The organism is Amycolatopsis tucumanensis, assembly GCF_021654135.1.
Classification (GTDB): Bacteria; Actinomycetota; Actinomycetes; order Mycobacteriales; family Pseudonocardiaceae; genus Amycolatopsis_E; species Amycolatopsis_E tucumanensis.
In genome coordinates, this window is the sequence record NZ_JAKGSD010000011.1 from 45,451 (window position 1) to 65,684 (window position 20,234).

Consider the following 20,234-nt stretch of genomic DNA (forward strand, 5'->3'; position numbering starts at 1 on the left):
TCAGCCCAGTTCGGCGAGGCGCAGGCGCAGGTGGGCGGCCTGCGGTTCGCTCATCCCGAGCGCCAGCGCCTGCCGGTACGCGGTCCGCGCCTCGGCTGCCGCGCCCAGCCGGTGCAGCAGTTCGGCGCGGGCCGCGTGCCACCACGGGTACGAAGTCAGCCCGGGGATCGCGTCCACCAACGCCAGGCCGGCCGCCGGGCCGTCCCGCTCGGCCACCGCCACCGCGTGGTTCAGGCGGACCACCGGCGTGTCGGAGATGCGCAGCAACACGTCGTACCAGGAGATCACGGCGTCCCAGTCTGTCTCGGCGTAGGACGGCGCCAGCGCGTGGCAGGCGGCGATCGCGGCCTGGACGACGTACCGGTCCGGTTCCACCGCGCGCCGCAGGCCGCGGCCCACCAGCGACACGCCCTCCTTGATCGCGGAGCGGTCCCACCGCGACCGGTCCTGGTCCGGCAGCAGCACCGGCACCCCGTCGGCGTCCACCCGCGCGTCGCGACGGGAGTTCTGCAGCAGCAACAACGCGAGCAGGCCCAGCACCGTCGGCTCGTCGGGCATCAGCGAAGCCAGCAGCCGCGCGAGCCGGATCGCCTCCGCGGTCAGCTCGGCGCGCACCAGGTCGGCGCCCGCCGCGGCGGCGTAGCCCTCGTTGAAGATCAGGTACACCGTCGCGGCGACCGCCGTCAGCCGGTCCGGCAGCTCGGCCGCCTCCGGCACTCGGTACGGGATCCGCGCCCGCGCGATCTTCTGCTTCGCCCGCGTCAGGCGCTTCGCCATCGTCGCCTCGGGCACCAGCAGCGCCCGCGCGACCTCGGCGGTCGACAACCCGCCGAGCGTCCGCAAGGCGAGCGCCACCTGAGCCTCCAGCGACAACGCCGGGTGGCAGCAGGTGAACACGAGCCGCAACAGGTCGTCCGCGACCACCTCGGCCGGCTCCGGTTCGACGAACGGCATCGCCGCCGCCTCCTTCCCGGATCGCGCGGCCTCGCGGCGGAACAGGTCCACGGCCCGCCGCTTCGCGGTGACCAGCAACCAGCCACGCGGGTTGTCCGGCACGCCGTCGCGCGGCCAGGTCTCCAGCGCCCGCACGACGGCGTCCTGCACCGCGTCCTCGGCGAGGCCGACGCTGCCGGTGACGCGGATCAGCGTGGCCAGCACGCGGGTCCCCTCGTCCCGCACCAGCCGCGCGACCGCGTCACCGGCCTCCACGGTCAGAACTCGATCACCGGGCGGACCTCGACGACGCCGTCCCAGGCGGCCGGGAGCTGCGCGGCGAGCTTCACCGCCTCGTCGAGGTCGGCGCACTCGAGCAGGTAGAAGCCGGTCAGGGCCTCCTTCGTCTCGACGTAGGGGCCGTCGCTGGTCAGGATCTCGCCGCCCTTCCCGCCGGACACCCGCACGGTGGTCGCGGTCGAGGTCGGGTACAGCGCCTTCCCGCCCCTGATGACGGCTGCGGCGGCTTCGCCGAACTCCCGGTACTCCTTGATCGTCTCCGCGTACTCGGGCTGCGACCAGTCGACGTCCGCGGCGTACAGCAGGGCGGCATAGGTGGGCATTGGCTGCTCCTCCCGTGTGGGCACCGGCGCCGATCGCCGGTGTTCACGATAAGGACGAACAGCCTCCCACCGCGCTGGACACCGCGGCCGGACTTTTTTTCAGCTCAGCCGAACCAGCGCCTGCACCGGCACGTGGTCGGACGGGTAGCGGCCGTCAACGCGGAACGTGTTGATCGCCGCAGCCAGGACCGACACCCGCGAGTTCGCCAGCACCCAGTCGATCCGGTTCGCGCCCAGCACCGGGTCGCGGTAGTTCGGGAACGTGCCCCACTCCGGCGTGAGCTGCTTCGCCGCCGTGCGCCAGGTGTCGGACAGCCCGCCCTCGATCAGTGTCCGGTACGACACCGAGCCGGCCGGGGTGTTGAAGTCGCCGGTCAGCACCACCGGCAGCGCCGGGTCGAAGCCGGCGATCCGGTCGCGCACCAAGCCCGCGCTGCGCTGCCGCGCGTTCTCCGACTGGTGGTCGAAGTGGGTGTTGACGTGCACGAACTCCTTGCCGGTGCGGGCATCGCGGAAGCGCACCCAGGTGACCATCCGCACGACGTTGTTGCCCCAGGACTTCGACCCGATCACGTACGGCGTGTCGGACAGCCAGAAGTGGTCGAAGTCGAGCGGCTCGACGCGGCGCGTGTCGTAGTAGATCGCCATGAACTCGCCGCGCCCGCCGCCCTCGCGGCCGAGGCCGATCCACTCGTAGTGCTTGGGCAGGTCCGCCGCGATCTCCTTGACCTGGTGGTACAGGCCCTCCTGGATGCCCAGCACGGTGGGCTGCTCGATCTCCAGGAACCGCGCGAGCACCGGCCGCCGGTCGGTCCACGAGTCCGGCGTGCCCGGCGCGGCCTTCGTGTCCAGGCGGATGTTGAACGTGGTCACGTGCAGCGTGTCGCCGGCGGCGTGGCCGATCACCGCGTCGTCCCCGGGCCGGGCCTGCGCCCCGCTCGCGGTCATCAACGTCACCGCACCCGCGCCGGCGAGGCCGAGTGCACCCCTTCGAGTGATGTCAGACATGTGCGCACTTTGTCCGTTCCGCGTGTGGCGGTGCCGACCGTCAGGCGACGCCCGGGCGAACAACGCGCGTCGATCTCACTCGAGTTCGTTGCCCCGGGTCTCGCGCAGGAACCAGACGCACACCGCGCAAATCACCGCTATCCCCGCGACGTACCCGGAAACCGGCAGGGACGAACCCGTCGCGGCGATGAGTTGCGTGGCCAGGATGGGGCTCACCCCACCGCCGATCACGCCGCTGGCGTTGTACGCGATCGACGCGCCGGTGTAGCGGTAGCGGGTCGCGAACAGCTCCGGCAGGAACGCGCCCATCGGCGCGAACAGCGCGGCGAACGCGATCATCCCGACCGCCATCGCGAGCGCGATCAGCACCGGGTTGCCCGTGTTGATCAGCGCGAACAGCGGGAACGCCCAGGCCACCGCGAGCACCGCGGCGCCGAGGCACACCCGGCGGCGGCCGACCCGGTCCGACCACGTCGCGAGCAGGGGGGTCGCCAGGCCCATCACGAGCGCGCTGATCATGGCGCAGATCAGCAGCATGTTCTTGTCCAGCTCCAGCACCGTGGTGCCGTAGGACAGCGAGAACGTGGTGATCGTGTAGAAGAGCGTGTGCGCCAGGATGAACGCGCACGTGCTGAGGAACAGGGTCTTCGGCTGCCGCTGCAGGACCTCGACGATCGGCACCTTCGCCTTGTCGTGCTCGGCCATCGCGCGCTCGAACACCGGCGTCTCGGCGATCTTCATCCGGATGTAGTAGCCGATGACGATGAGCAGCGAGCTGGCCAGGAACGGGATGCGCCAGCCCCAGTCGTCGAAGGACTCCTGCGACATCGTGCCGCCCAGCACCAGGAACGCGCCGCCCGCGATGATGAACCCGATCGCCGGCCCCATCTGCGGGAAGCTCGACCACAGGCCGCGCCGGTTGCGTGGCGCGTACTCGGTGGCCAGCAGCACCGCGCCGCCCCACTCGCCGCCGAGCCCGAAGCCCTGCAGGAACCGGCACAGCACGAGCAGGATCGGCGCGCCGATGCCGATCGCGCTGTAGGTGGGCAGCGCGCCGATCGCGACCGTGCCGGTGCCCATGACCAGCAGCGACGCGACGAGCATCGCCTTGCGCCCGATCCGGTCGCCGAAGTGCCCGAACACCACCGCGCCGACCGGCCGCGCGACGAACCCGACCCCGAAGGTCGCGAACGCGGCCAGCGTGCCGGCGAGCGGGGAGAACGTCGGGAAGAACTGGTGCCCGAACACCAGCGCGGCGGCCGTGCCGTAGAGGTAGAAGTCGTAGAACTCGATGGCCGTGCCGATGAAACTGGCGATCGCGATCCGCGAGGCCGACACCGGGGCGGCGGACGTCTGCGCGGCGGTACTCATCGGCTGCTCCTTCGGGGCCGGTTGATCCGGTGGGAGTATCTGCGCAACCCCGGCGGGTGACGACCTACGGTGGTCGGGTTTTGCCGGCTGTGATTCCTCATCCTGTCGAAACGGGCAGGTCAGTCGCGCACCAGGGGGAGCAGTTTCAGGCCGAGGTGCAGGGTGAGCCGGTGCTCGCCGTCGGCGAGGTCGAGTCCGGTGATCTCCTCGATCCGGTGCAGCCGGTAGTACAGCGACGTGCGGTGGATGTGCAGCGCGGCGGCCGTGTCCAGGCTCGATCCGGCGTGGTCGAGGTAGGCGGCGAGGGTTTCCACGAGCCGTCCGCCCGGGTCCTTGGCGACCAGCGCGAGCAGCGGCTCGGGCAGGTGCGCCCTGGCCGGCGCGGGGACGCGCAGGAGCAGTCCGTAGGCGCCGAGGTCGTCCCAGTGCGCGATGCCGTCGAAGCAGGGCAGCGTCGCGGCGGCCCGGACGGCGACGGCGGCGCGGTCCCGGGCGACCCACGCCTGGCCGTCGGCGGACGTGCCGATGCCTGCCACGCAGCGGGCGCCCGCGCCGAGGACGTCCTCGGCCTGCTTGACGATCGCCGCGGCGTCCGCGGCGCCGAGCAGCACGCCCTGCCGTCCGCGCACGTAGAAGGACGGTTCGCGGCCGCGGGTGGCGGCCTCCAGCGCGGTCCGCAGCGCCACTTCGATCCGGGCGGTTTCGCCGGAGAGGACCTCGGCGATCAGGACTGTGGACGTGTCCGGGAAGTCGTGCGTGACCGTGCGCTCGGCCGGGTCCGCGCTGAGCAGCCGTTGCAGGGTCTCCTCGCGCGCCGCGCGTTCCGAGTCGGCGACCAGGAAGTCCCGGTAGAGCAGGGCGGCCATGGGCTCGGCGGCGGTCTTGATCGCGTCCAGGTCGGCGGCGGTGAGCGTGCCGTCCGGGTCGATCACCATCAGCAGGCCGAGGAGGGTGCCGCGCCAGCGCAGCGGCATGCTGACGCGGGCGAGCATGTCCAGGTCGGGCCGGGGCGGGATGACGCCGGGGCCGGTCCACCGGGTCACCCCCTGCGCCAGGATGTGGCCGATCGCCTCGCTGCCCGCGCTGCGCTGCAGCATCGCGCGCACCCGCACGGCGTCCTCGTCGCCGAAGTGCCTGCTCGCGCACAGCAGCCGGACCGACGGGTCGTTGATCGCCACCGACCGGCCGAGATCCTCCGCGAGCGCGTCGACCCTCCGCTGCAGTTCGCTCCCGACCATGGACCCATGATCCACCAGGCCGTTCCTCCGGTTTTCGGAACGGCCGCCGCGCGGTCTTCGACGTCCGTCGGTTCCGGGCAGGCCGGTGGCGTGCCGATACTGCGGGGCATGGGGAGACTGGCCGGCAAGGTGGCGCTCGTCTTCGGCGCGGGCTCCAGCGGTGACGGGATGAGCAACGGCAAGGCGGCCGCGCTCGCCTTCGCGCGGGAGGGGGCGCTGGTCGCGGCGATCGACATCCGGGCCGCGGAGGCGAGGCGCACTGCCGCGGAGATCACGGCGGCGGGCGGTGACGCGCTGGCGCTGACCGCGGACGTCACGGACGAAGCGCAGGTGGCCGAAGCGGTCGAGGCCGCGTCCGAGCTGGGGCCACCGTCGGTGCTGCACAACAACGTCGGCGCGACGCGGGTCGGGGACGTGGCGGACCTGTCACTGGCGGAGTGGGACGCCGCGCTCGCGGTGAACCTGCGGCCGGTGTTCCTGACCTGCAAACACGTGGTGCCGCGGATGCTCGCGGCAGGCGGCGGCGCGATCGTGAACGTCTCGTCGATCGCCGCGATCCGCGACACCGGTTACGTCTACCCGGCCTACAGCGCGGCGAAGGCGGCGGTGAACCAGCTGACGGTCGCGCTGGCGCTGCGGTACGCGGATGCGGGGATCCGGGTCAACGCGATCCTGCCGGGGCTGATCGAGACGCCGCTGGTGACACGCGGCATCGCGGCCGATCCCGGTGAGCTGGCGCGGCGGCACGCGGCCAGCCCGACGGGGCGGATGGGCAGCCCGTGGGACGTGGCCGCCGCGGCGGTGTTCCTGGCCTCGGACGAGGCGGCCTACGTCAACGGGGTCTGCCTGCCGGTGGACGGCGGGCTGACCGCGCGCTGCGCCTGACTCACTTCCGGATCCGGGCGAGGGCGCGGACGACCGCGATGCACCGGTCCTCGACGTAGTTCAGCCCGCCGGACTCGGCGATGCGCCGGGCCTCCGCCGAGACGATGCCCTGCTGCAGCCACAACGTCTTCGCCCCGATCGCGACAGCCTGCTCCGCCACCCCCGGCGCCTCGCGCGCCGGGCGGAAGACGTCGACGATGTCCACCGGCTCGGGGATGTCGGCGAGGCTCCGGTAGACCTTCTCGCCGAGGAGCTCGTCGGCGGAGGGGTGCACCGGGATCACCCGGAACCCGGCGGCCTGCATCGCGGCCGGAACCGAGTGCGCGGCCTTCGCCGGGTCACGGCTCAGGCCCACCACGGCGATGGTGTTCGCGGCTTTCAGGACTTCTTCGGCAAGGTCGGCCATATCCGTGGAAACCGCCGCCGAACAGGCGCTATTCCACGGCGAGCCCGCGGGCGGCGCGGAAGGAGGCGAGCAGGTCCATCGACACCCGCGGGTCGAACGCCATCTGCTGCCGGGCCAGCGCGAGCAGCTGTGGCTCGCCGCCGGGCACGCCGTAGAGCCGGTCGCGGGTGAGGTTGTCGGTGAACACCTCCAGGATCGTCGCGCTGAACAGCAGGTACGCGGCGGCCTGCGTGCGCAGCGCGGCGAGCCCGTCGCCCGAGTCGATCTTCGTCGCCAGCGCGCGCAGCTCCCCGGGTCCGCGCACGGTCGGGATCGACACCAGGTCCGCGATGAGCCCGGACCGCTCCGGCGAGGGTTCGATGCCGCGCGCGGCCCCGGTGAAGGCGTGCGCCTTGCGGTCCAGCTCGCGCCGGACCAGCACCTCGACGACCGCGCTCAGCTGCTGCCCGGCAGGCACGTCGAGCAGTTCGACGACCGTGCGCCGCAGGTCACGGGGCAGGCCGCCGGACAGGCAGTGGCACAGGCAGACGAACTGCTCCGGCAGCCCGAGCACGCGGCGGCTGATCCAGTTCCGCGTGTCGTCCGGGGTGAAGTTGTCCAGCCGCACCATCTCGGAGAAGGCGCTGTCGAACGCGTCGCGCGCCGGGATGCCGCGGCGCTCGAAGGAGACGATCGCGTCGTCGGACACCGACACCAGGAACAGGCACCCGGGCACGTCGAAGACGCCCTTGATGTCGTTGATCAGCTCCTGCGCCTTCTCCGGCTCGGCGATCTTGTCCAGCTCGTCGATCGCGATGACCACCCGCTCGGTCACGCCGGTGGCCCGCAGCACCTCCGCCGCGTGCTCGGCGAAGGCGCGGAACTCGTCGACGACCTCGGGGTAGCTGAGCTGCTGTTCGGCGCTCTGCGTGGAGCGGGTCCACCCGGCCTCGCTCTTCAGCGGCAGGGTGAGCTTGCCGGACCAGCCGGTGGTGTAGGTCTGCAGGAACCGGATGCGCCGCAATTGCTGCCCGGCGACCGCGCGCAGCTCACGCAGGCGCGGGTCGGCCGGCCGCACCGGACGCAGCCCGCGCGCCGCCCGCCAGGCGAACGCGCTCAGGTCGGCGACGACGGCCAGCGCGACGAACCCGGCGAGCACCAGGACCGCGATCCGCCAGCCGGTCAGATCGCGGAACAGCGGCGGCGGATCGGTGACGAACTCCAGCGGCGGCCGTCCCCACGCCCACGCGCCGAGCAGCACCGGCACCGCGATCGCGACGAGGTGGGCCAGCAGGGAGCGGACCACGTGCGCGGCCCGTTCACGTCGCCGGACCGGCGCCGCCAGGCGGGCGAACGTCGCCCACCGCTGCGGTTGCCCGGCGCCATGGGTGCGGGTGATGACCTCCTTGCACAGCAGGGCGTGCAGGTAGAGGACGAAGTCGCGGGCGTCGTAGCGGGCGGGCGCGGACGCGACCACGGCGAGCGGCGGCCGGTCCGGATCACCGAGCACCCCGCCTGCCACGAACCGGATCGCGGTGGTCTTGCCGACCCCGCGGTGCCCGGCGAGCGCGATCGCCCCGGTCTCCGACCGCGCGACGGCGGTGCGCAGACGCTCCCCGGCGCCCGTGATGACCGGCGTCGCGGAGGGGGATTCGCGGTAGAGGCCGTCGACCGCGCGGTAGGTGAACTCGGTGCTGTCCGGCGGAGTCCGCTTCTCCTCGACGTAGCGGACCAGCGCCGGCCACACGATCTGCTCGACCGCGTACACCCGCCACAGGTCCTCGACGGGCAACGCGCCGACGCGGCGGAACAGCCCGCGCAGCGGCGCGATCCAGCGGTACCCGATGCGGCAGGCGATCGCGAGCACGGCGAGGTAGGCGGCCACCGCGAACGCGGCGAACCCCCACGGCAGCTGCGGCCACGCCCGGACCAGCAGCAGGTGGTAGCCGAACACGACGGCGAAGGCGGCGGCGAGCCGGAGGTCGACGAGCCGGTGCTCGGGCAGCCTCGACGTGATCACGCCCTCGAAGGCGGGGTCGCGCAGGAAGGTGTCGCGCCCGGTGGTCAGCCGTTCGCGCAGCTCCGGGTCCGCGGACAACGCCTCGCGCGCCTCGCGCAGCGGGATCCGCTCCTCGGCGAGCAGGTCGCGCGCGTCGTCACCGAACAGGACGCCCGCGATCAGCTCGTCGTCCCCCATGGCGATCAGGTTAGATCAGCGCACCACCACGACGTGCTCCCCGCGCGGGACGAACTCGCCGATCACCGGGGCGCCCGGGATCTCGCCTGCCAGCAGGAGGCCGCCCGAGGTCTGGGCGTCGGCCAGGAGCAGGGCCTCCTCCTCGGCCACCGCGGACAGGTCGGCGTGCGGCCGCACCCAGTCGAGGTTGCGCCGTGTGCCGCCGCTGACGTAGCCCTCGGCCAGCGCCGCCCGTGCGCCGTCCACATAGGACACCGCGGCGGAGTTCACGACGGCCGTCACCCCGCTGGCGCGCGCCATCTTGTACAGGTGCCCGAGCAGGCCGAAGCCGGTCACGTCGGTCGCCGCGGGGATGCCGGCGTCCAGCGCGGCACTGGCGGCCGGGGCGTTCAGCGTGGTCATCACCTCGATCGCCTCCGGAAAGCGCTCGCCGGTCGCCTTGTGCCGCGAGTTCAGCACCCCGATGCCGAGCGGCTTGGTCAGCGACAACGCCATCCCGGGCCGGGCGGAATCGTTGCGCAGGAGGCGATCCGGATCGCCGACGCCGGTGACCGCGAGCCCGTACTTCGGCTCCGGGTCGTCGACGCTGTGCCCGCCGGCGAGGTGGCACCCGGCGTCGGCGCAGACGTCCGCCCCGCCGCGCAGCGCCTCCGCCGCCAGCTCGAACGGCAGCACGTCCCGCGGCCAGCCGAGCAGGTTCACTGCCACCACCGGGCGGCCGCCCATCGCGTAGACGTCGGAGAGCGCGTTGGCCGCCGCGATGCGCCCCCAGTCGTAGGCGTCGTCGACGACGGGCGTGAAGAAGTCCGTGGTGGCGATCAACGCGAGCCCGCCGGAGATCCGCACCGCGGCCGCGTCGTCGCCGTCGTCCAGGCCGACCAGCAGTTCGCCTGCCGGATCGCACGGCTGCCTGCCGACCAGCCCGCGCACCACGTCCTCCAGCTCGCCCGGCGGGATCTTGCACGCGCACCCGCCGCCGTGCGCGTACTGCGTCAGTCGATGGCCCATGCCCACATCGTGCCGCGTTCGCGCTGCGCGGGCCGCGCGAAGTTGCGATCATGGGGTGTCCCCCGAGGAGGCGTATCCGGTCTGGTGACCGGCGCGGTCTTCAAAACCGTTGGGCGGCAGCCGCTGTCGCCGGCGGGTTCGATTCCCGTCCGCCTCCGCCACCCAGGGAGGAGCGAGGAGTGACGGACCCCCGTCGCCGCGTGCCGCGGACCGACGTGCTGCTCGCGCACCCGCGCCTGGCCGAGGCGGAGCGCGTGCTCGGCCGCGCCCTGGTCAAGGCCGCGGTCGTGGCGGCGCAGGACCGTGCGCGGGCCGGGGAGATCGAGCCGGAGCAGGTGGCCGAGCAGGCCATCGCGGCGCTGCCGTCGTCCGCGACCACGTTGCGGCCGGTGGTGAACGCGACCGGGGTCGTCGTGCACACCAACCTCGGTCGGGCCCCGCTGTCGCAGGCGGCGCTGGACGCTGTGGTCACCGCGGGGCGCAGCACGGACGTCGAGTTCGACCTCGCCACCGGCCGCCGGGCCCGCCGCGGCCGGGGCGCGCTGGCCGCGCTCGCCGAGGCGGTGCCGGCCGCGGGCGGGGTGCACGTGGTGAACAACAACGCCGCGGCGCTGTTGCTGGCCGCGCTCGCGCTGGCGCCCGGCAAGGAGATCGTGATCAGCCGCGGCGAGCTGGTCGAGATCGGCGACGGGTTCCGCATCCCGGAGCTGCTGGCGTCCACCGGCGCGCGGCTGCGCGAGGTCGGCACCACGAACCGGACGAGCCTGCGTGATTACTCCGCGGCGCTCGGCCCGGACACCGGCTTCGTGCTGAAGGTGCACCCGTCGAACTTCCGGGTCACCGGCTTCACCGCGGAGGCGTCGGTGCGCGAGCTCGCCACGCTGGACGTGCCGCTGGTCGTCGACATCGGGTCCGGGCTGCTCGCTCCGCACCCGGTCCTGCCGGACGAGCCGGACGCCACCACGGTCCTGCGCGACGGCGCCGATCTGGTGACCGCGAGCGGTGACAAGCTGCTCGGCGGCCCACAGGCCGGGCTGCTGCTGGGCTCGGCCGAGCTGGTGGAGCGGCTGCGCAGGCATCCCGCCGCCCGGGCGTTGCGGGTCGACAAGCTGACTCTCGCCGCGCTGGAGGCGACCCTGCGCGGGGCCGAACCGCCGGTCGCGCGGGCCCTGGTCGCCGACCTGGCGGAACTGCGCCGGAGGGCGGACGCGCTGGCCTCGCGGATTCCCGCTGCGAGCGTGGTGTCGTGCCGTTCGGCCGTCGGTGGCGGCGGCGCGCCCGGGGTTGAGCTGCCGTCGGTCGCGGTGAGCCTGCCGGAGTCGTTGGCGGAGCCGCTGCGCACCGGGACGCCGTCGGTGGTGGGCCGGGTCGAGCACGGCCGGTGCCTGCTGGACCTGCGCACGGTCGGCCCGGACGAGGACGAACTGCTGCTCGCGGCGGTGCGCGCGTGTACGTCGTAGCGACCGCGGGGCACGTCGACCACGGCAAGTCGACGCTGGTCGAGCGGCTCACCGGCACCTGGCCGGACCGGCTGGCTGAGGAGCAACGCCGCGGGCTGACGATCGAGCTGGGGTTCGCCTGGACGGAGATCGACGGGCGGCGGCTCGCGTTCGTGGACGTGCCGGGGCACGAGCGGTTCGTGCCGAACATGCTCGCCGGGGTCGGCCCGGTGCCCGCCGTGGTGTTCGTCGTCGCCGCGGACGAGGGGTGGATGCCGCAGTCGGCGGAACACCTGGCGGCGCTCGACGCGCTCGGCGTCCGGCACGCGCTGCTCGTCGTGACCAAGGCCGACCTCGCCGATCCCGGGCCCGCGACGGCGGAAGCGCTTTCCCACCTGGCGGTCCTCGGGAGCTGCGACGTGGTGTCGATCGGGCGCGGCGGGGACCTGGAGCCGGTGCGCAGGGCGTTGTGCGCGCTCGTCGACCGGCTGCCCGCGCCGGATCCGGCGGCGGACGTGCGGCTGTGGGTGGACCGGGCGTTCACGGTGCGCGGCGCGGGCACGGTGGTGACCGGGACGCTCGCCGGCGGCACCCTGCGCGCGGGGGACGAGCTGGAGCTGGCCGGGGAGCGGGTGACCGTCCGCGGGCTGCAGTCGCTCGGCGCAGCGGAAACCGAGGTGACCGCGGTGGCGCGGGTCGCGGTGAACCTGCGCGGGGTGGACCGCGACCGGGTGCGGCGCGGGGACGCGCTGCTGACGCCGGGGGCGTGGGTGCACACCTCGGAGGTGGACGTCGCGGTGCGCGCGCAGGGGGAGCTGCACCGGGAGCTGGTGCTGCACCTCGGCGCGGCGGCGGTCCCGGTGCACGTCCGTCCACTCGGGACGGACGCGGCGCGGCTGCGGCTGCGGGAACCGCTGCCGCTGCGCATCGGGGACACCGGACTGTTGCGGGACCCCGGCGAGCACCGGATCGCGGCCGGGATCACGGTGCTGGACGTGCGGCCGCCGCCGCTGCGGCGTCGTGGTGCGGCGCGTGCGCGGGCGGCGGAGCTGGCCGCCGGGCGGGTGGCGCCGCCGCCGTTCGCCCGCGCGAGCGAGCTGCGGGCGATGGGATTCCCGTTGACGGGCAAGCGGATCGGCGAGTGGGTCGTGGACGACGCGGCCCTCGCGCGGGCGCGCGAGGAGGCGCTGTCGCGCTTCGACGAGTGGTCGTCTCGCAACCCCGTGGCGGCCGGGATGCCGGTGGAGGCGCTGCGCCAGGCGGCCGGCCTGCCCGCGGCCGAACTGGTGCCGGCCGCGCTGGACGGCACCGGGCTGGTGATCGCCGACGGCCTCGTGCGGCGGCCGGGCGCGGGATTGCCCGCGCCGGTGCTGTCCGCGCTGGCGCGGCTGGACGAGCGGTTCCGGTCGCAGCCGTTCCGCGCGCCCGAGGCCGACGACCTCACCGAGCTGGGGCTGGGCGCGCGGGAACTGGCGGCGGCGGTGCGCGCCGGGCGGCTGACCCGGATCGCCGACGGGGTGTTCCTCGGCCCCGACGCGGTTCCGCGGGCCGCCGAGGTGCTGGGGACGCTGCCGCAGCCGTTCACGGTCAGCGAGGCCCGGCGAGCGCTGGACACGACCCGCCGGGTCGCGGTGCCGTTGCTGGAGCTGCTCGACGCCCGCGCGATCACCGCCCGAACCCCGGATTCGCGGCGCCACCTGCGCTGAGCTGCCACGACACGCGGGTTTCGCTCGGAAGCGTGACGGGTACTCGACTCACGGTGAGGAGAGGAGCTCGTCATGGACACGAACGCCTATGTGGCCTTCCTGGTGATAGGCGCGCTGATCGTCCTGGTCGACGGTCAGTTCGTCTACCACAGCGGGAAGCGGTACCTGGCGAACGGGCAGGGCGAATCGGAATCGGGGGCGTCCATGGCCCGGCTGGTCGCGGTGCTGTTCCACATCGCGACGCTGGGCGTGCTCGCGCTCATCTCGACGATCGACTTCCCCGGCGGCACCACGCCGACGGCGATCGTGGGACGCATCGGCGTGTTCCTGCTGGTGCTGGCGCTGGCCCACGGCATCACCATCGCCGTGCTGTCGCGCCAGCGCGAGGAACAGGTCGTCGAGCAGATCAACACGCGGATGAACGCCCCGCGCCCGGCGGACCACTCGCTCAACGACCCGGTCGTCTCGCCGGTGCCCGGGCAGGAGGGCCGCGACCCGCGGGTCAGCCCGAGCATCGAGAGCGGCACGCCGTACACCACGGACCGGTATTAGGAGTTCAGGCTCCGCCGGCGATCCGACGATAGCGGCGGCGAACCCGGTGGCTCCGGCGTCCACGTGACGCCGGAGCTTCCTGCGCGCGGCCAGCGTGATCGAGTGCTGCGGCCAGGTCGGCGCGATCGAAGGCGCCTCGCACGGTCGCGGCGAGTCGACAGTCACCACGGTCCGGGCGCCGGTGCGGCCTCCGCGTCGCTCTCCGGCCACGGTGGCGTCGTCACCGCGACCACCGTCAGCCCGTCCGCGCCCGCCCGGAACTGGAACGCCGTGCCGAGCGGGATCGTCAGGCACACCCCGGGCGCCAGCTCAGTGACCTCCTCGCGCGTGCCCTGCCTGCGCCACATCCGGCCGCTGCCGCCGACGACGTACCAGATCTCCTCCACGGTCGCGTGCGCCACGGCCCGCGACACCTGATCCGGCTCCAGCGCGAAGTGCGCGAAACTCGCCACGCCCGGGAGTGTGCACAGTGGACGGACCGCGGAGCCGTCCGGTGCGGTCACCTCGACGGTGTCCGCGAGACGCCTGGTCTGGAACGGTTTCACGACACGGCCTTCCGGTAGCGCCGCGACAGGACCCGCAGCCGTTCGACGAGTTCCGGCGGCCCGGTCACGGTGAAGTCCAGGTCCAGGAGGCCCAGGTGCACGGCGATGCTCTGCACGGTGTCCGCGCCGGTGTGCAGCACGCACGTCGTCGCGCCGATCGCTTCGACCGTGCCCACCGCCGGGTTGATCCGCTCACGCACCACGTCCGCCGGAGCGTGCACGGTCACCTCCGCGCGGTACCGCCACGCTGCCGCCGACACCCCGCGGCGCACCCGGTCGGTCACTTCTTCGGGCAGCTCACGCGGGGTGAACCGCGGGCCGGACGGGATCTTCGGCTCCATCCGGTCCACCCGGAACGTGCGCCAGTCGCCGCGGTCGCAGTCCCACGCCACGAGGTACCAGCGGCTTCCCCAGTTCACCAGCCGGTACGGGTCCGCCACGCGCCGACCGGTCGTGCCGTCGTGCCCGGTGTAGTCGAACCGCAGCCGCTCGTGGTCGCGGCATGCGGCGGCGAGGAGGCTCAAGGTTTCGGCGCTCACGCGCGGGCCTTCGCTGTCGGCAAGCGCACGAACGGCATAGGTGCTCAGCGCCTGCACGCGCCGCCGCAACCGCGACGGCAGGACCTGCTCCAGCTTCGCCAGCGCACGCAACGCCGTCTCCTCGACGCCGGTGAGGGAGCCGGCCGCTGTGCGCAGGCTGATCGCCACCGCGACGGCCTCTTCGTCGTCGAGCAGGAGCGGCGGTAGCGCGGCGCCCGCGCCCAGCCGGTAGCCGCCGACCGAGCCGCGCGTGCCGTGCACCGGGTAGCCGAGGTTGCGCAGCCGCTCGACATCGTTGCGGACGGTGCGGGTGCTCACCTCGAGACGTTCGGCCAGTTCAGCGCCGGTCCAGTCGCGGGGAGTCTGCAGCAGGGACAGCAGGCGGAGCAGTCGGGCGGAGGTCTCCAGCATTTTTCCGAGTCTGCCGGATCAATAGGAACGAAGTCTTCCTATTGGCCGCCTAGCTTGGTGTCATGACCGAGATCAAGCCCTTCCGCATCAACGTCCCGCAGGCCGACCTGGACGACCTGGCCGACCGCCTCGCCCGCACCCGGTTCAGCGAAGAACTCGCCGACGGCGGCGACGACTACGGCGTGCCGGTCGCCCGCGTGCGTGAGCTGGTCGAGTACTGGCGCGACGGCTACGACTGGCGCGCCTTCGAAGCGAGATTGAACGCCTATCCGCAGTTCACCACCGAGATCGACGGCGAGAACGTCCACTTCCTGCACGTCCGGTCGGCGCGCGAGGACGCGCTGCCGCTGATCCTCACGCACGGCTGGCCCGGTTCGGTCGTGGAGTACCTCGACGTGATCGAGCCGCTGTCCCGCGACTTCCACCTGGTGATCCCGTCGATCCCGGGGTTCGGCTTCTCCGGCCCGACCCGCGAGCGCGGCTGGAACCGGTACCGGGTCGCGAAGGCGTGGGCCGAGCTGATGGCCCGCCTCGGCTACGAGCGCTACGGCGCGGTCGGCAACGACGGCGGCTCGCTGATCTCACCCGAGGTCGGCCGGGTGGACCCGGAGCATGTCGTCGGTGTGCACGTCACGCAGATCTTCTCGTTCCCGTCGGGCGATCCCGCCGAGATGGCCGACCTGACGCCCGAGGAGGCCGCCGCGCTGGAGCACCTGCAGTGGTTCTGGTCGAAGATGGGCGCGTTCAACCAGCTGCAGGCCCAGCAGCCGCAGACGCTGGCGCACGCACTGGCCGACTCGCCGGCCGGCTTGGCCGGGTGGAACGGCCAGCTGCTCGCCGGCTTGGACGATGACTTCGTGGTGACGAACCTGGCGATCTACTGGCTGACGGGCACGACGGCGTCCTCGATGCGGTTCTACTGGGAGGACGCGCAGACGGAACCGCCCGCCGAGCCGACCACGGTGCCGCTGGCGCTGGCCGGCTTCGCGAACGACTTCCAGTCCATCCGCCGCTTCGCCGAGCGCGACCACAAGAACATCGTCAGCTGGCACACCTATGAGGTCGGCGGCCACTACGCGGCGCACCAGGCCCCCGCGGAGCTGGCGCAGGACATCCGGCAGTTCTTCGGCTCGCTCTAGTCGCAGACGGGCCGGACCGCGGGTCTGCGGTCCGGCCGCGGCGTCAGGCGTAGAGCGTCGGCGAGTACAGGCGCGCGTCGTTGCCCACGCCGTCGACCCCGAAGCGGATCGTGCTGTCCTCGCGGAAGTCCTTGTCGCACACGCCCCAGTGGCCGGAGCCGAGGTTGTTCCGGCACGTGCCCTGACGGTAGGGCGCCCCGTTCAGGTTGTTGTACCAGCGGACCTCGGCCGCTTGCCCGTTCGCCTTCGTGTCGCGGACGTAGAACAGGTCGCCGTAGGGCTGGTAGCAGCCCTCCACCCCGGTGTCCGTCACGCAGTAGTACCAGTAGTTGCCGCTCGGGCCGTTCGAGGCCGTCGCGATGTTGTAGTCCGAAGCCGCGGCCGTTCCCGGGACGAGCAGCGCGAGCACCGCGCCGATCGAGGTGGCCAGGGCAACGAACAACGAGCGTCGCGCACGCATGTGGGAAACCCCTTCGCCAGTGCGAGTAGGCCTTGTCCGTGACCACACGATCGGGTCGGCATCGCGGTCTGCCTGGTCCGATTCGGGCGACCGCGATGCCGTCGAGCAGTCGCAATGGTTGTGGGTTGTCGCCGGCGTGGCCGCCGGTGAGCAGCACCCGCATCGGCAGCCCGCGGCCATCGACGGCGAGGTGGATTGTGGTGCTCAGTCCTCCGCGGGAGCGTCCGAGTCCTTCCCCGTCGACCGCGAGCGCCTCGACGGCGGGGGCGCAGCCCCCTTTTTCCGGGCGCCCGCAGACGCCACGGAGCGCCGGTGCGTGGCTTCCACAGAATCGCGTTGAGCACCTGCCGGTGATCCCGCCACCGCCGACCCCGCCCCGACACCGGCAACAACGGCTCGATCCGCGCCCACGCCCGATCCGCCAATACTACGTCTAATTGCAGACGGCCCCCTGGGCGGCGGAGCCGACCAGACGGGCGTACTTGGCCAGCACGCCGGTGCGGCGCGGGGGCGGGGGCGCTTCCCAGCCGGACCGGCGTTCGGCCATCTCCTCCGCGGAAATCCCCACGTCGAGCGTGCGCGTCTCCATGTCGAGCACGATCGGGTCGCCGTCGCGGACGAAGGCGATCGGGCCGCCGTGCGCGGCCTCCGGGGCGACGTGCCCGATGCACAGCCCGGTGGTCCCGCCGGAGAACCGGCCGTCGGTGAGCAGCAGGACGTCCTTGCCCAGCCCGGCGCCCTTGATCGCGCCCGTCACGGCCAGCATCTCGCGCATCCCGGGCCCGCCGCGCGGCCCCTCGTACCGGATCACCACCACGTCGCCGGGCTGCAGCGTCGGCAGCGCGTCCATCGCCGCCTGCTCGCCGTCGAACACCCGCGCCGTGCCCTCGAACCGCGACGAGTCGAACCCGGCGCTCTTCACCACCGCGCCCTCCGGCGCGAGGCTGCCGTGCAGGATCGTGAGGCCGCCGGTCGGGTGGATCGGGTCCGACAGCTTCCGCACGACCTCGCCGTCCAGCTCCGGCGGCGCCAGCTCGGCCAGGTTCTCGGCCAGCGTCTTGCCCGTCACGGTGAGGCAGTCGCCGTGCAGCAGACCCGCGTCCAGCAGCGCCTTCATCACCACCGGCACGCCGCCGACCCGGTCGACCGCGGTCATCACGTGCCGCCCGAACGGCTTCACGTCGGCCAGGTGCGGCACCCGGTCACCGATCCGGGTGAAGTCGTCCAGCGTCAGCTCGACCTCGGCCTCGTGCGCGATCGCCAGCAGGTGCAGCACCGCGTTGGTGGACCCGCCCAGCGCCATCACGACGGCGATCGCGTTCTCGAACGCCTCGCGCGTCAGCACGTCCCGCGCGGTGATCCCCGCGGCGAGCATGCCGACCACGGCCTCGCCGCTCTCCCGCGCGAACCGGTCGCGCCGCCGGTCCACCGACGGCGGGCTCGCCGAGCCGGGCAGCGACATGCCCAGCGCCTCCGCCGCGCAGGCCATCGTGTTCGCCGTGTACATCCCGCCGCAGGCGCCCTCACCGGGGCAGATGGCGCGTTCGATCTTGTCGACCTCCTCGCGGGAGATCAGGCCGCGGGCGCACGCGCCGACCGCCTCGAACGCGTCGATGATCGTCACCTCGCGACCGTCGACGTTGCCCGGCAGGATCGACCCGGCGTAGAGGAACACCGCCGCGACGTCCAGCCGCGCGGCGGCCATCAGCATCCCGGGCAGGCTCTTGTCGCAGCCGGCCAGCAGCACCGCGCCGTCCAGCCGCTCGGCCTCCATCACCGTCTCCACCGAGTCGGCGATGATCTCCCGCGACACCAGCGAGAAGTGCATGCCCTCGTGGCCCATGGAGATGCCGTCGGACACGGAGATCGTGCCGAACTCCATCGGGTAGCCGCCGCCGGCGTGCACCCCCTGCTTGCTCGCCTGCGCCAGCCGTTGCAGGGAGAGGTTGCACGGTGTTATCTCGTTCCATGACGAGGCGATGCCGATCTGCGGTTTGGCGAAGTCCTCGTCGCCCATTCCGACCGCGCGCAGCATGCCACGCGCCGCCGCGCGTTCCAGCCCGTCCGTCACGTCCCGCGACCGGGGTTTGAGGTCAGCCATGCTGAGCACCATAGGCCCGAGATCCACTCTCTACACAACGTTGACGACCGAGAACAAGTTGTAGAGAATCGATGTCATGACGACGGTGTCATTCGATCGGCATCCGGATTCCTACCGGCACTGGCGGCTCCGGATCGAGCCGCCGCTGGCGTGGCTGGAGATGGACGTCGACGAGCAGGGCGGCCTGGTCCCCGGCTACGAGCTGAAGCTCAACTCCTACGACCTGGGCGTGGACATCGAGCTCTACGACGCCGTCCAGCGGCTGCGCTTCGAGCACCCCGAGGTGCGCGCGGTGATCCTGACCAGCGCCAAGGACAAGGTGTTCTGCGCCGGCGCGAACATCCGGATGCTGGCCGGCTCCCCGCACGAGTGGAAGGTGAACTTCTGCAAGTTCACCAACGAGACCCGGGGCGGCATCGAGGACGCCACCGAGAACTCCGGCCAGATCTACCTCGCCGCGGTCAACGGCAGCTGCGCCGGCGGCGGCTACGAAATCGCCCTGGCGTGCGAGAAGATCCTGCTGGTCGACGACAACTCGTCGACCGTCGCGCTGCCCGAGGTGCCGCTGCTCGGCGTGCTGCCCGGCACCGGCGGCCTCACCCGGGTCACCGACAAGCGCCGGGTCCGCAAGGACCGCGCCGACGTGTTCGCCACCCGTCCGGACGGCGTGAAGGGCCGCACCGCGGTCGACTGGCGGCTGGTCGACGAGCTGGTCCCGCGCCAGGAGTTCCGCGCGGTCGTCGAACAACGCGCCCGGGAACTCGCCGCCCGGAGCAACCGGCCGCAGGACGCGCAGGGCATCGTGCTCGAACCGCTCGACCGCAGCGAAGAAGACGACCGCATCACCTACCCCAACACCACCGCCGAGCTGGACCGCGCCGCCGGCGTCGTCACGATCACCGTCCGCGGACCGCAAGCAGACGGCTGGCTGTTGGCGATGACCCGCGAACTGGACGACCTCGTCCTGCGCCTGCGCACCAACGAACCCGAGCTGGGCACCTGGGTCTTCCGCACCGAGGGCGACCCGGACGCTGTGCTCGCCGCCGAACGGGAGGTGCTCACCGGCACAGACTGGCTGTCCAACGAGGTCCTGCACTACTACAAGCGCACGCTGAAACGCCTCGACGTCACCAGCCGCAGCCTCATCGCCCTGATCGAACCCGGCAGTTGCTTCGCGGGGGTGCTGCTGGAGCTCGCGCTGGCCTGCGACCGCCAGTACATGCTGGACGGCCCGCCGATCGACGACGAGGACAGCGACGAACGCGCGTGCCTCGTGCTGTCGGACGCGAACTTCGGCGCCTTCCCGATGGGCAACGGCCTGTCCCGCCTGGAATCCCGGTTCTACGGCGAGCACGACCACCTGGACTGGCTCAAGCGCGAGCGCGACCGGCGGCTGTCCGCGGGCGAGGCCGTGGAGCTGGGCCTGGTCACCGAGGCCCCGGACGACATCGACTGGGAGGACGAGATCCGGATCGTGCTGGAGGGTCGCGCCGCGCTGTCGCCGGACGCGCTCACCGGCATGGAGGCCAACCACCGGTTCGTCGGCCCGGAAACCATCGAGACCAAGATCTTCGGCCGCCTGACGGCCTGGCAGAACTGGATCTTCACGAGACCGAACGCCTCCGGGCCGGAGGGCGCGCTGCGCCGCTACGGCACCGGCCAGAAGGCTTCCTTCGACCGCAAGCGGGTGTGAG

General features: G+C 72.7%; 19 protein-coding genes and 1 tRNA gene. 7 read left to right on the plus strand and 13 right to left on the minus strand.

Features of this window, described 5'->3' with window-relative positions; genetic code table 11:
• From L2C96_RS13960 to L2C96_RS13980, 5 genes are all read right to left on the minus strand, one after another.
• On the minus strand, positions 1-1,209 hold the full coding sequence (locus tag L2C96_RS13960) for an RNA polymerase sigma factor (RefSeq protein ID WP_020417027.1): 1,209 nt from the start codon (positions 1,207-1,209) through the stop codon (positions 1-3).
• 2 nt (positions 1,210-1,211) lie between these two features.
• Positions 1,212-1,556 (minus strand): YciI family protein, encoded by a 345-nt coding sequence (locus L2C96_RS13965; RefSeq protein ID WP_020417026.1) that lies wholly within the window; start codon positions 1,554-1,556, stop codon positions 1,212-1,214.
• Between the two features lie 99 nt (positions 1,557-1,655).
• Complete coding sequence (locus L2C96_RS13970) at positions 1,656-2,564, minus strand: endonuclease/exonuclease/phosphatase family protein (RefSeq protein WP_237336437.1); 909 nt, start codon at positions 2,562-2,564, stop codon at positions 1,656-1,658.
• Between the two features lie 75 nt (positions 2,565-2,639).
• Positions 2,640-3,935 (minus strand): MFS transporter, encoded by a 1,296-nt coding sequence (locus L2C96_RS13975; protein WP_237336438.1) that lies wholly within the window; start codon positions 3,933-3,935, stop codon positions 2,640-2,642.
• A gap of 119 nt (positions 3,936-4,054) precedes the next feature.
• Positions 4,055-5,173: a PucR family transcriptional regulator gene (locus tag L2C96_RS13980; RefSeq protein ID WP_237336439.1), complete on the minus strand. Its 1,119-nt coding sequence runs from the start codon at positions 5,171-5,173 to the stop codon at positions 4,055-4,057.
• A gap of 108 nt (positions 5,174-5,281) precedes the next feature.
• Here L2C96_RS13980 and L2C96_RS13985 point away from each other — a divergent pair, with 108 nt between their 5' ends.
• Positions 5,282-6,058 (plus strand): SDR family NAD(P)-dependent oxidoreductase, encoded by a 777-nt coding sequence (locus tag L2C96_RS13985; protein ID WP_237336440.1) that lies wholly within the window; start codon positions 5,282-5,284, stop codon positions 6,056-6,058.
• A gap of 1 nt (position 6,059) precedes the next feature.
• On the opposite strand, the gene L2C96_RS13990 is transcribed toward L2C96_RS13985, so the two are convergent.
• From L2C96_RS13990 to selD, 3 genes are read right to left on the minus strand one after another with little or no spacing between them, the layout of a single operon-like run.
• Positions 6,060-6,464 (minus strand): CoA-binding protein, encoded by a 405-nt coding sequence (locus tag L2C96_RS13990; protein WP_020417021.1) that lies wholly within the window; start codon positions 6,462-6,464, stop codon positions 6,060-6,062.
• A gap of 28 nt (positions 6,465-6,492) precedes the next feature.
• Positions 6,493-8,640, minus strand: coding sequence for a KAP family NTPase (locus L2C96_RS13995; RefSeq protein WP_237336441.1), 2,148 nt, complete (start codon positions 8,638-8,640; stop codon positions 6,493-6,495).
• Between the two features lie 15 nt (positions 8,641-8,655).
• The gene (gene selD / locus L2C96_RS14000) at positions 8,656-9,648 is read right to left on the minus strand and encodes a selenide, water dikinase SelD (RefSeq protein ID WP_237336442.1); all 993 of its coding nucleotides are present in this window, start codon (positions 9,646-9,648) and stop codon (positions 8,656-8,658) included.
• 66 nt (positions 9,649-9,714) lie between these two features.
• Between selD and L2C96_RS14005 the strand changes: the two genes are divergently transcribed.
• The 4 genes from L2C96_RS14005 to L2C96_RS14020 all read left to right on the plus strand — a co-directional run bounded on the left by L2C96_RS14005 (position 9,715) and on the right by L2C96_RS14020 (position 13,345).
• Positions 9,715-9,809, plus strand: a tRNA-Sec gene (locus L2C96_RS14005).
• An 18-nt stretch (positions 9,810-9,827) separates the two neighbouring features.
• Positions 9,828-11,108 carry an L-seryl-tRNA(Sec) selenium transferase gene (gene selA, locus L2C96_RS14010; protein ID WP_237336443.1) on the plus strand — a complete coding sequence of 427 codons (1,281 nt, stop codon included), beginning with the start codon at positions 9,828-9,830 and terminating at the stop codon, positions 11,106-11,108.
• Positions 11,096-12,793 carry a SelB domain-containing protein gene (locus L2C96_RS14015; RefSeq protein WP_237336444.1) on the plus strand — a complete coding sequence of 566 codons (1,698 nt, stop codon included), beginning with the start codon at positions 11,096-11,098 and terminating at the stop codon, positions 12,791-12,793. Before selA ends, L2C96_RS14015 begins: the two co-directional genes overlap by 13 nt.
• Positions 12,794-12,865: 72 nt before the next feature.
• On the plus strand, positions 12,866-13,345 hold the full coding sequence (locus L2C96_RS14020; protein ID WP_020417016.1) for a hypothetical protein: 480 nt from the start codon (positions 12,866-12,868) through the stop codon (positions 13,343-13,345).
• Between the two features lie 161 nt (positions 13,346-13,506).
• Here the strand turns inward: L2C96_RS14020 and L2C96_RS14025 are convergent, their stop codons facing one another.
• Both L2C96_RS14025 and L2C96_RS14030 read right to left on the minus strand, forming a co-directional pair.
• Positions 13,507-13,890, minus strand: a complete 384-nt coding sequence (locus L2C96_RS14025; RefSeq protein ID WP_237336445.1) for a cupin domain-containing protein — start codon at positions 13,888-13,890, stop codon at positions 13,507-13,509.
• Positions 13,887-14,840, minus strand: a complete 954-nt coding sequence (locus tag L2C96_RS14030; protein WP_237336446.1) for a helix-turn-helix transcriptional regulator — start codon at positions 14,838-14,840, stop codon at positions 13,887-13,889. Before L2C96_RS14030 ends, L2C96_RS14025 begins: the two co-directional genes overlap by 4 nt.
• Before the next feature lie 62 nt (positions 14,841-14,902).
• On the opposite strand from L2C96_RS14030, the gene L2C96_RS14035 reads away from it, so the two are divergent.
• Positions 14,903-15,979 carry an epoxide hydrolase family protein gene (locus L2C96_RS14035; RefSeq protein ID WP_237336447.1) on the plus strand — a complete coding sequence of 359 codons (1,077 nt, stop codon included), beginning with the start codon at positions 14,903-14,905 and terminating at the stop codon, positions 15,977-15,979.
• A 43-nt stretch (positions 15,980-16,022) separates the two neighbouring features.
• On the opposite strand, the gene L2C96_RS14040 is transcribed toward L2C96_RS14035, so the two are convergent.
• Genes L2C96_RS14040 through ilvD form a run of 3 tightly spaced genes read right to left on the minus strand, consistent with a single transcriptional unit; the run spans position 16,023 to position 18,540 of the window.
• Positions 16,023-16,388, minus strand: a complete 366-nt coding sequence (locus L2C96_RS14040) for a hypothetical protein (protein ID WP_372491215.1) — start codon at positions 16,386-16,388, stop codon at positions 16,023-16,025.
• The gene (locus L2C96_RS45315) at positions 16,289-16,864 is read right to left on the minus strand and encodes a transposase (protein ID WP_372491217.1); all 576 of its coding nucleotides are present in this window, start codon (positions 16,862-16,864) and stop codon (positions 16,289-16,291) included. The genes L2C96_RS14040 and L2C96_RS45315 overlap by 100 nt, the downstream gene beginning before the upstream one ends.
• A gap of 8 nt (positions 16,865-16,872) precedes the next feature.
• Positions 16,873-18,540, minus strand: coding sequence for a dihydroxy-acid dehydratase (gene ilvD / locus L2C96_RS14050; protein WP_237336448.1), 1,668 nt, complete (start codon positions 18,538-18,540; stop codon positions 16,873-16,875).
• A gap of 76 nt (positions 18,541-18,616) precedes the next feature.
• Between ilvD and boxC the strand changes: the two genes are divergently transcribed.
• Complete coding sequence (boxC, locus tag L2C96_RS14055; RefSeq protein ID WP_237336449.1) at positions 18,617-20,233, plus strand: 2,3-epoxybenzoyl-CoA dihydrolase; 1,617 nt, start codon at positions 18,617-18,619, stop codon at positions 20,231-20,233.
• Position 20,234 lies beyond the last annotated feature (1 nt).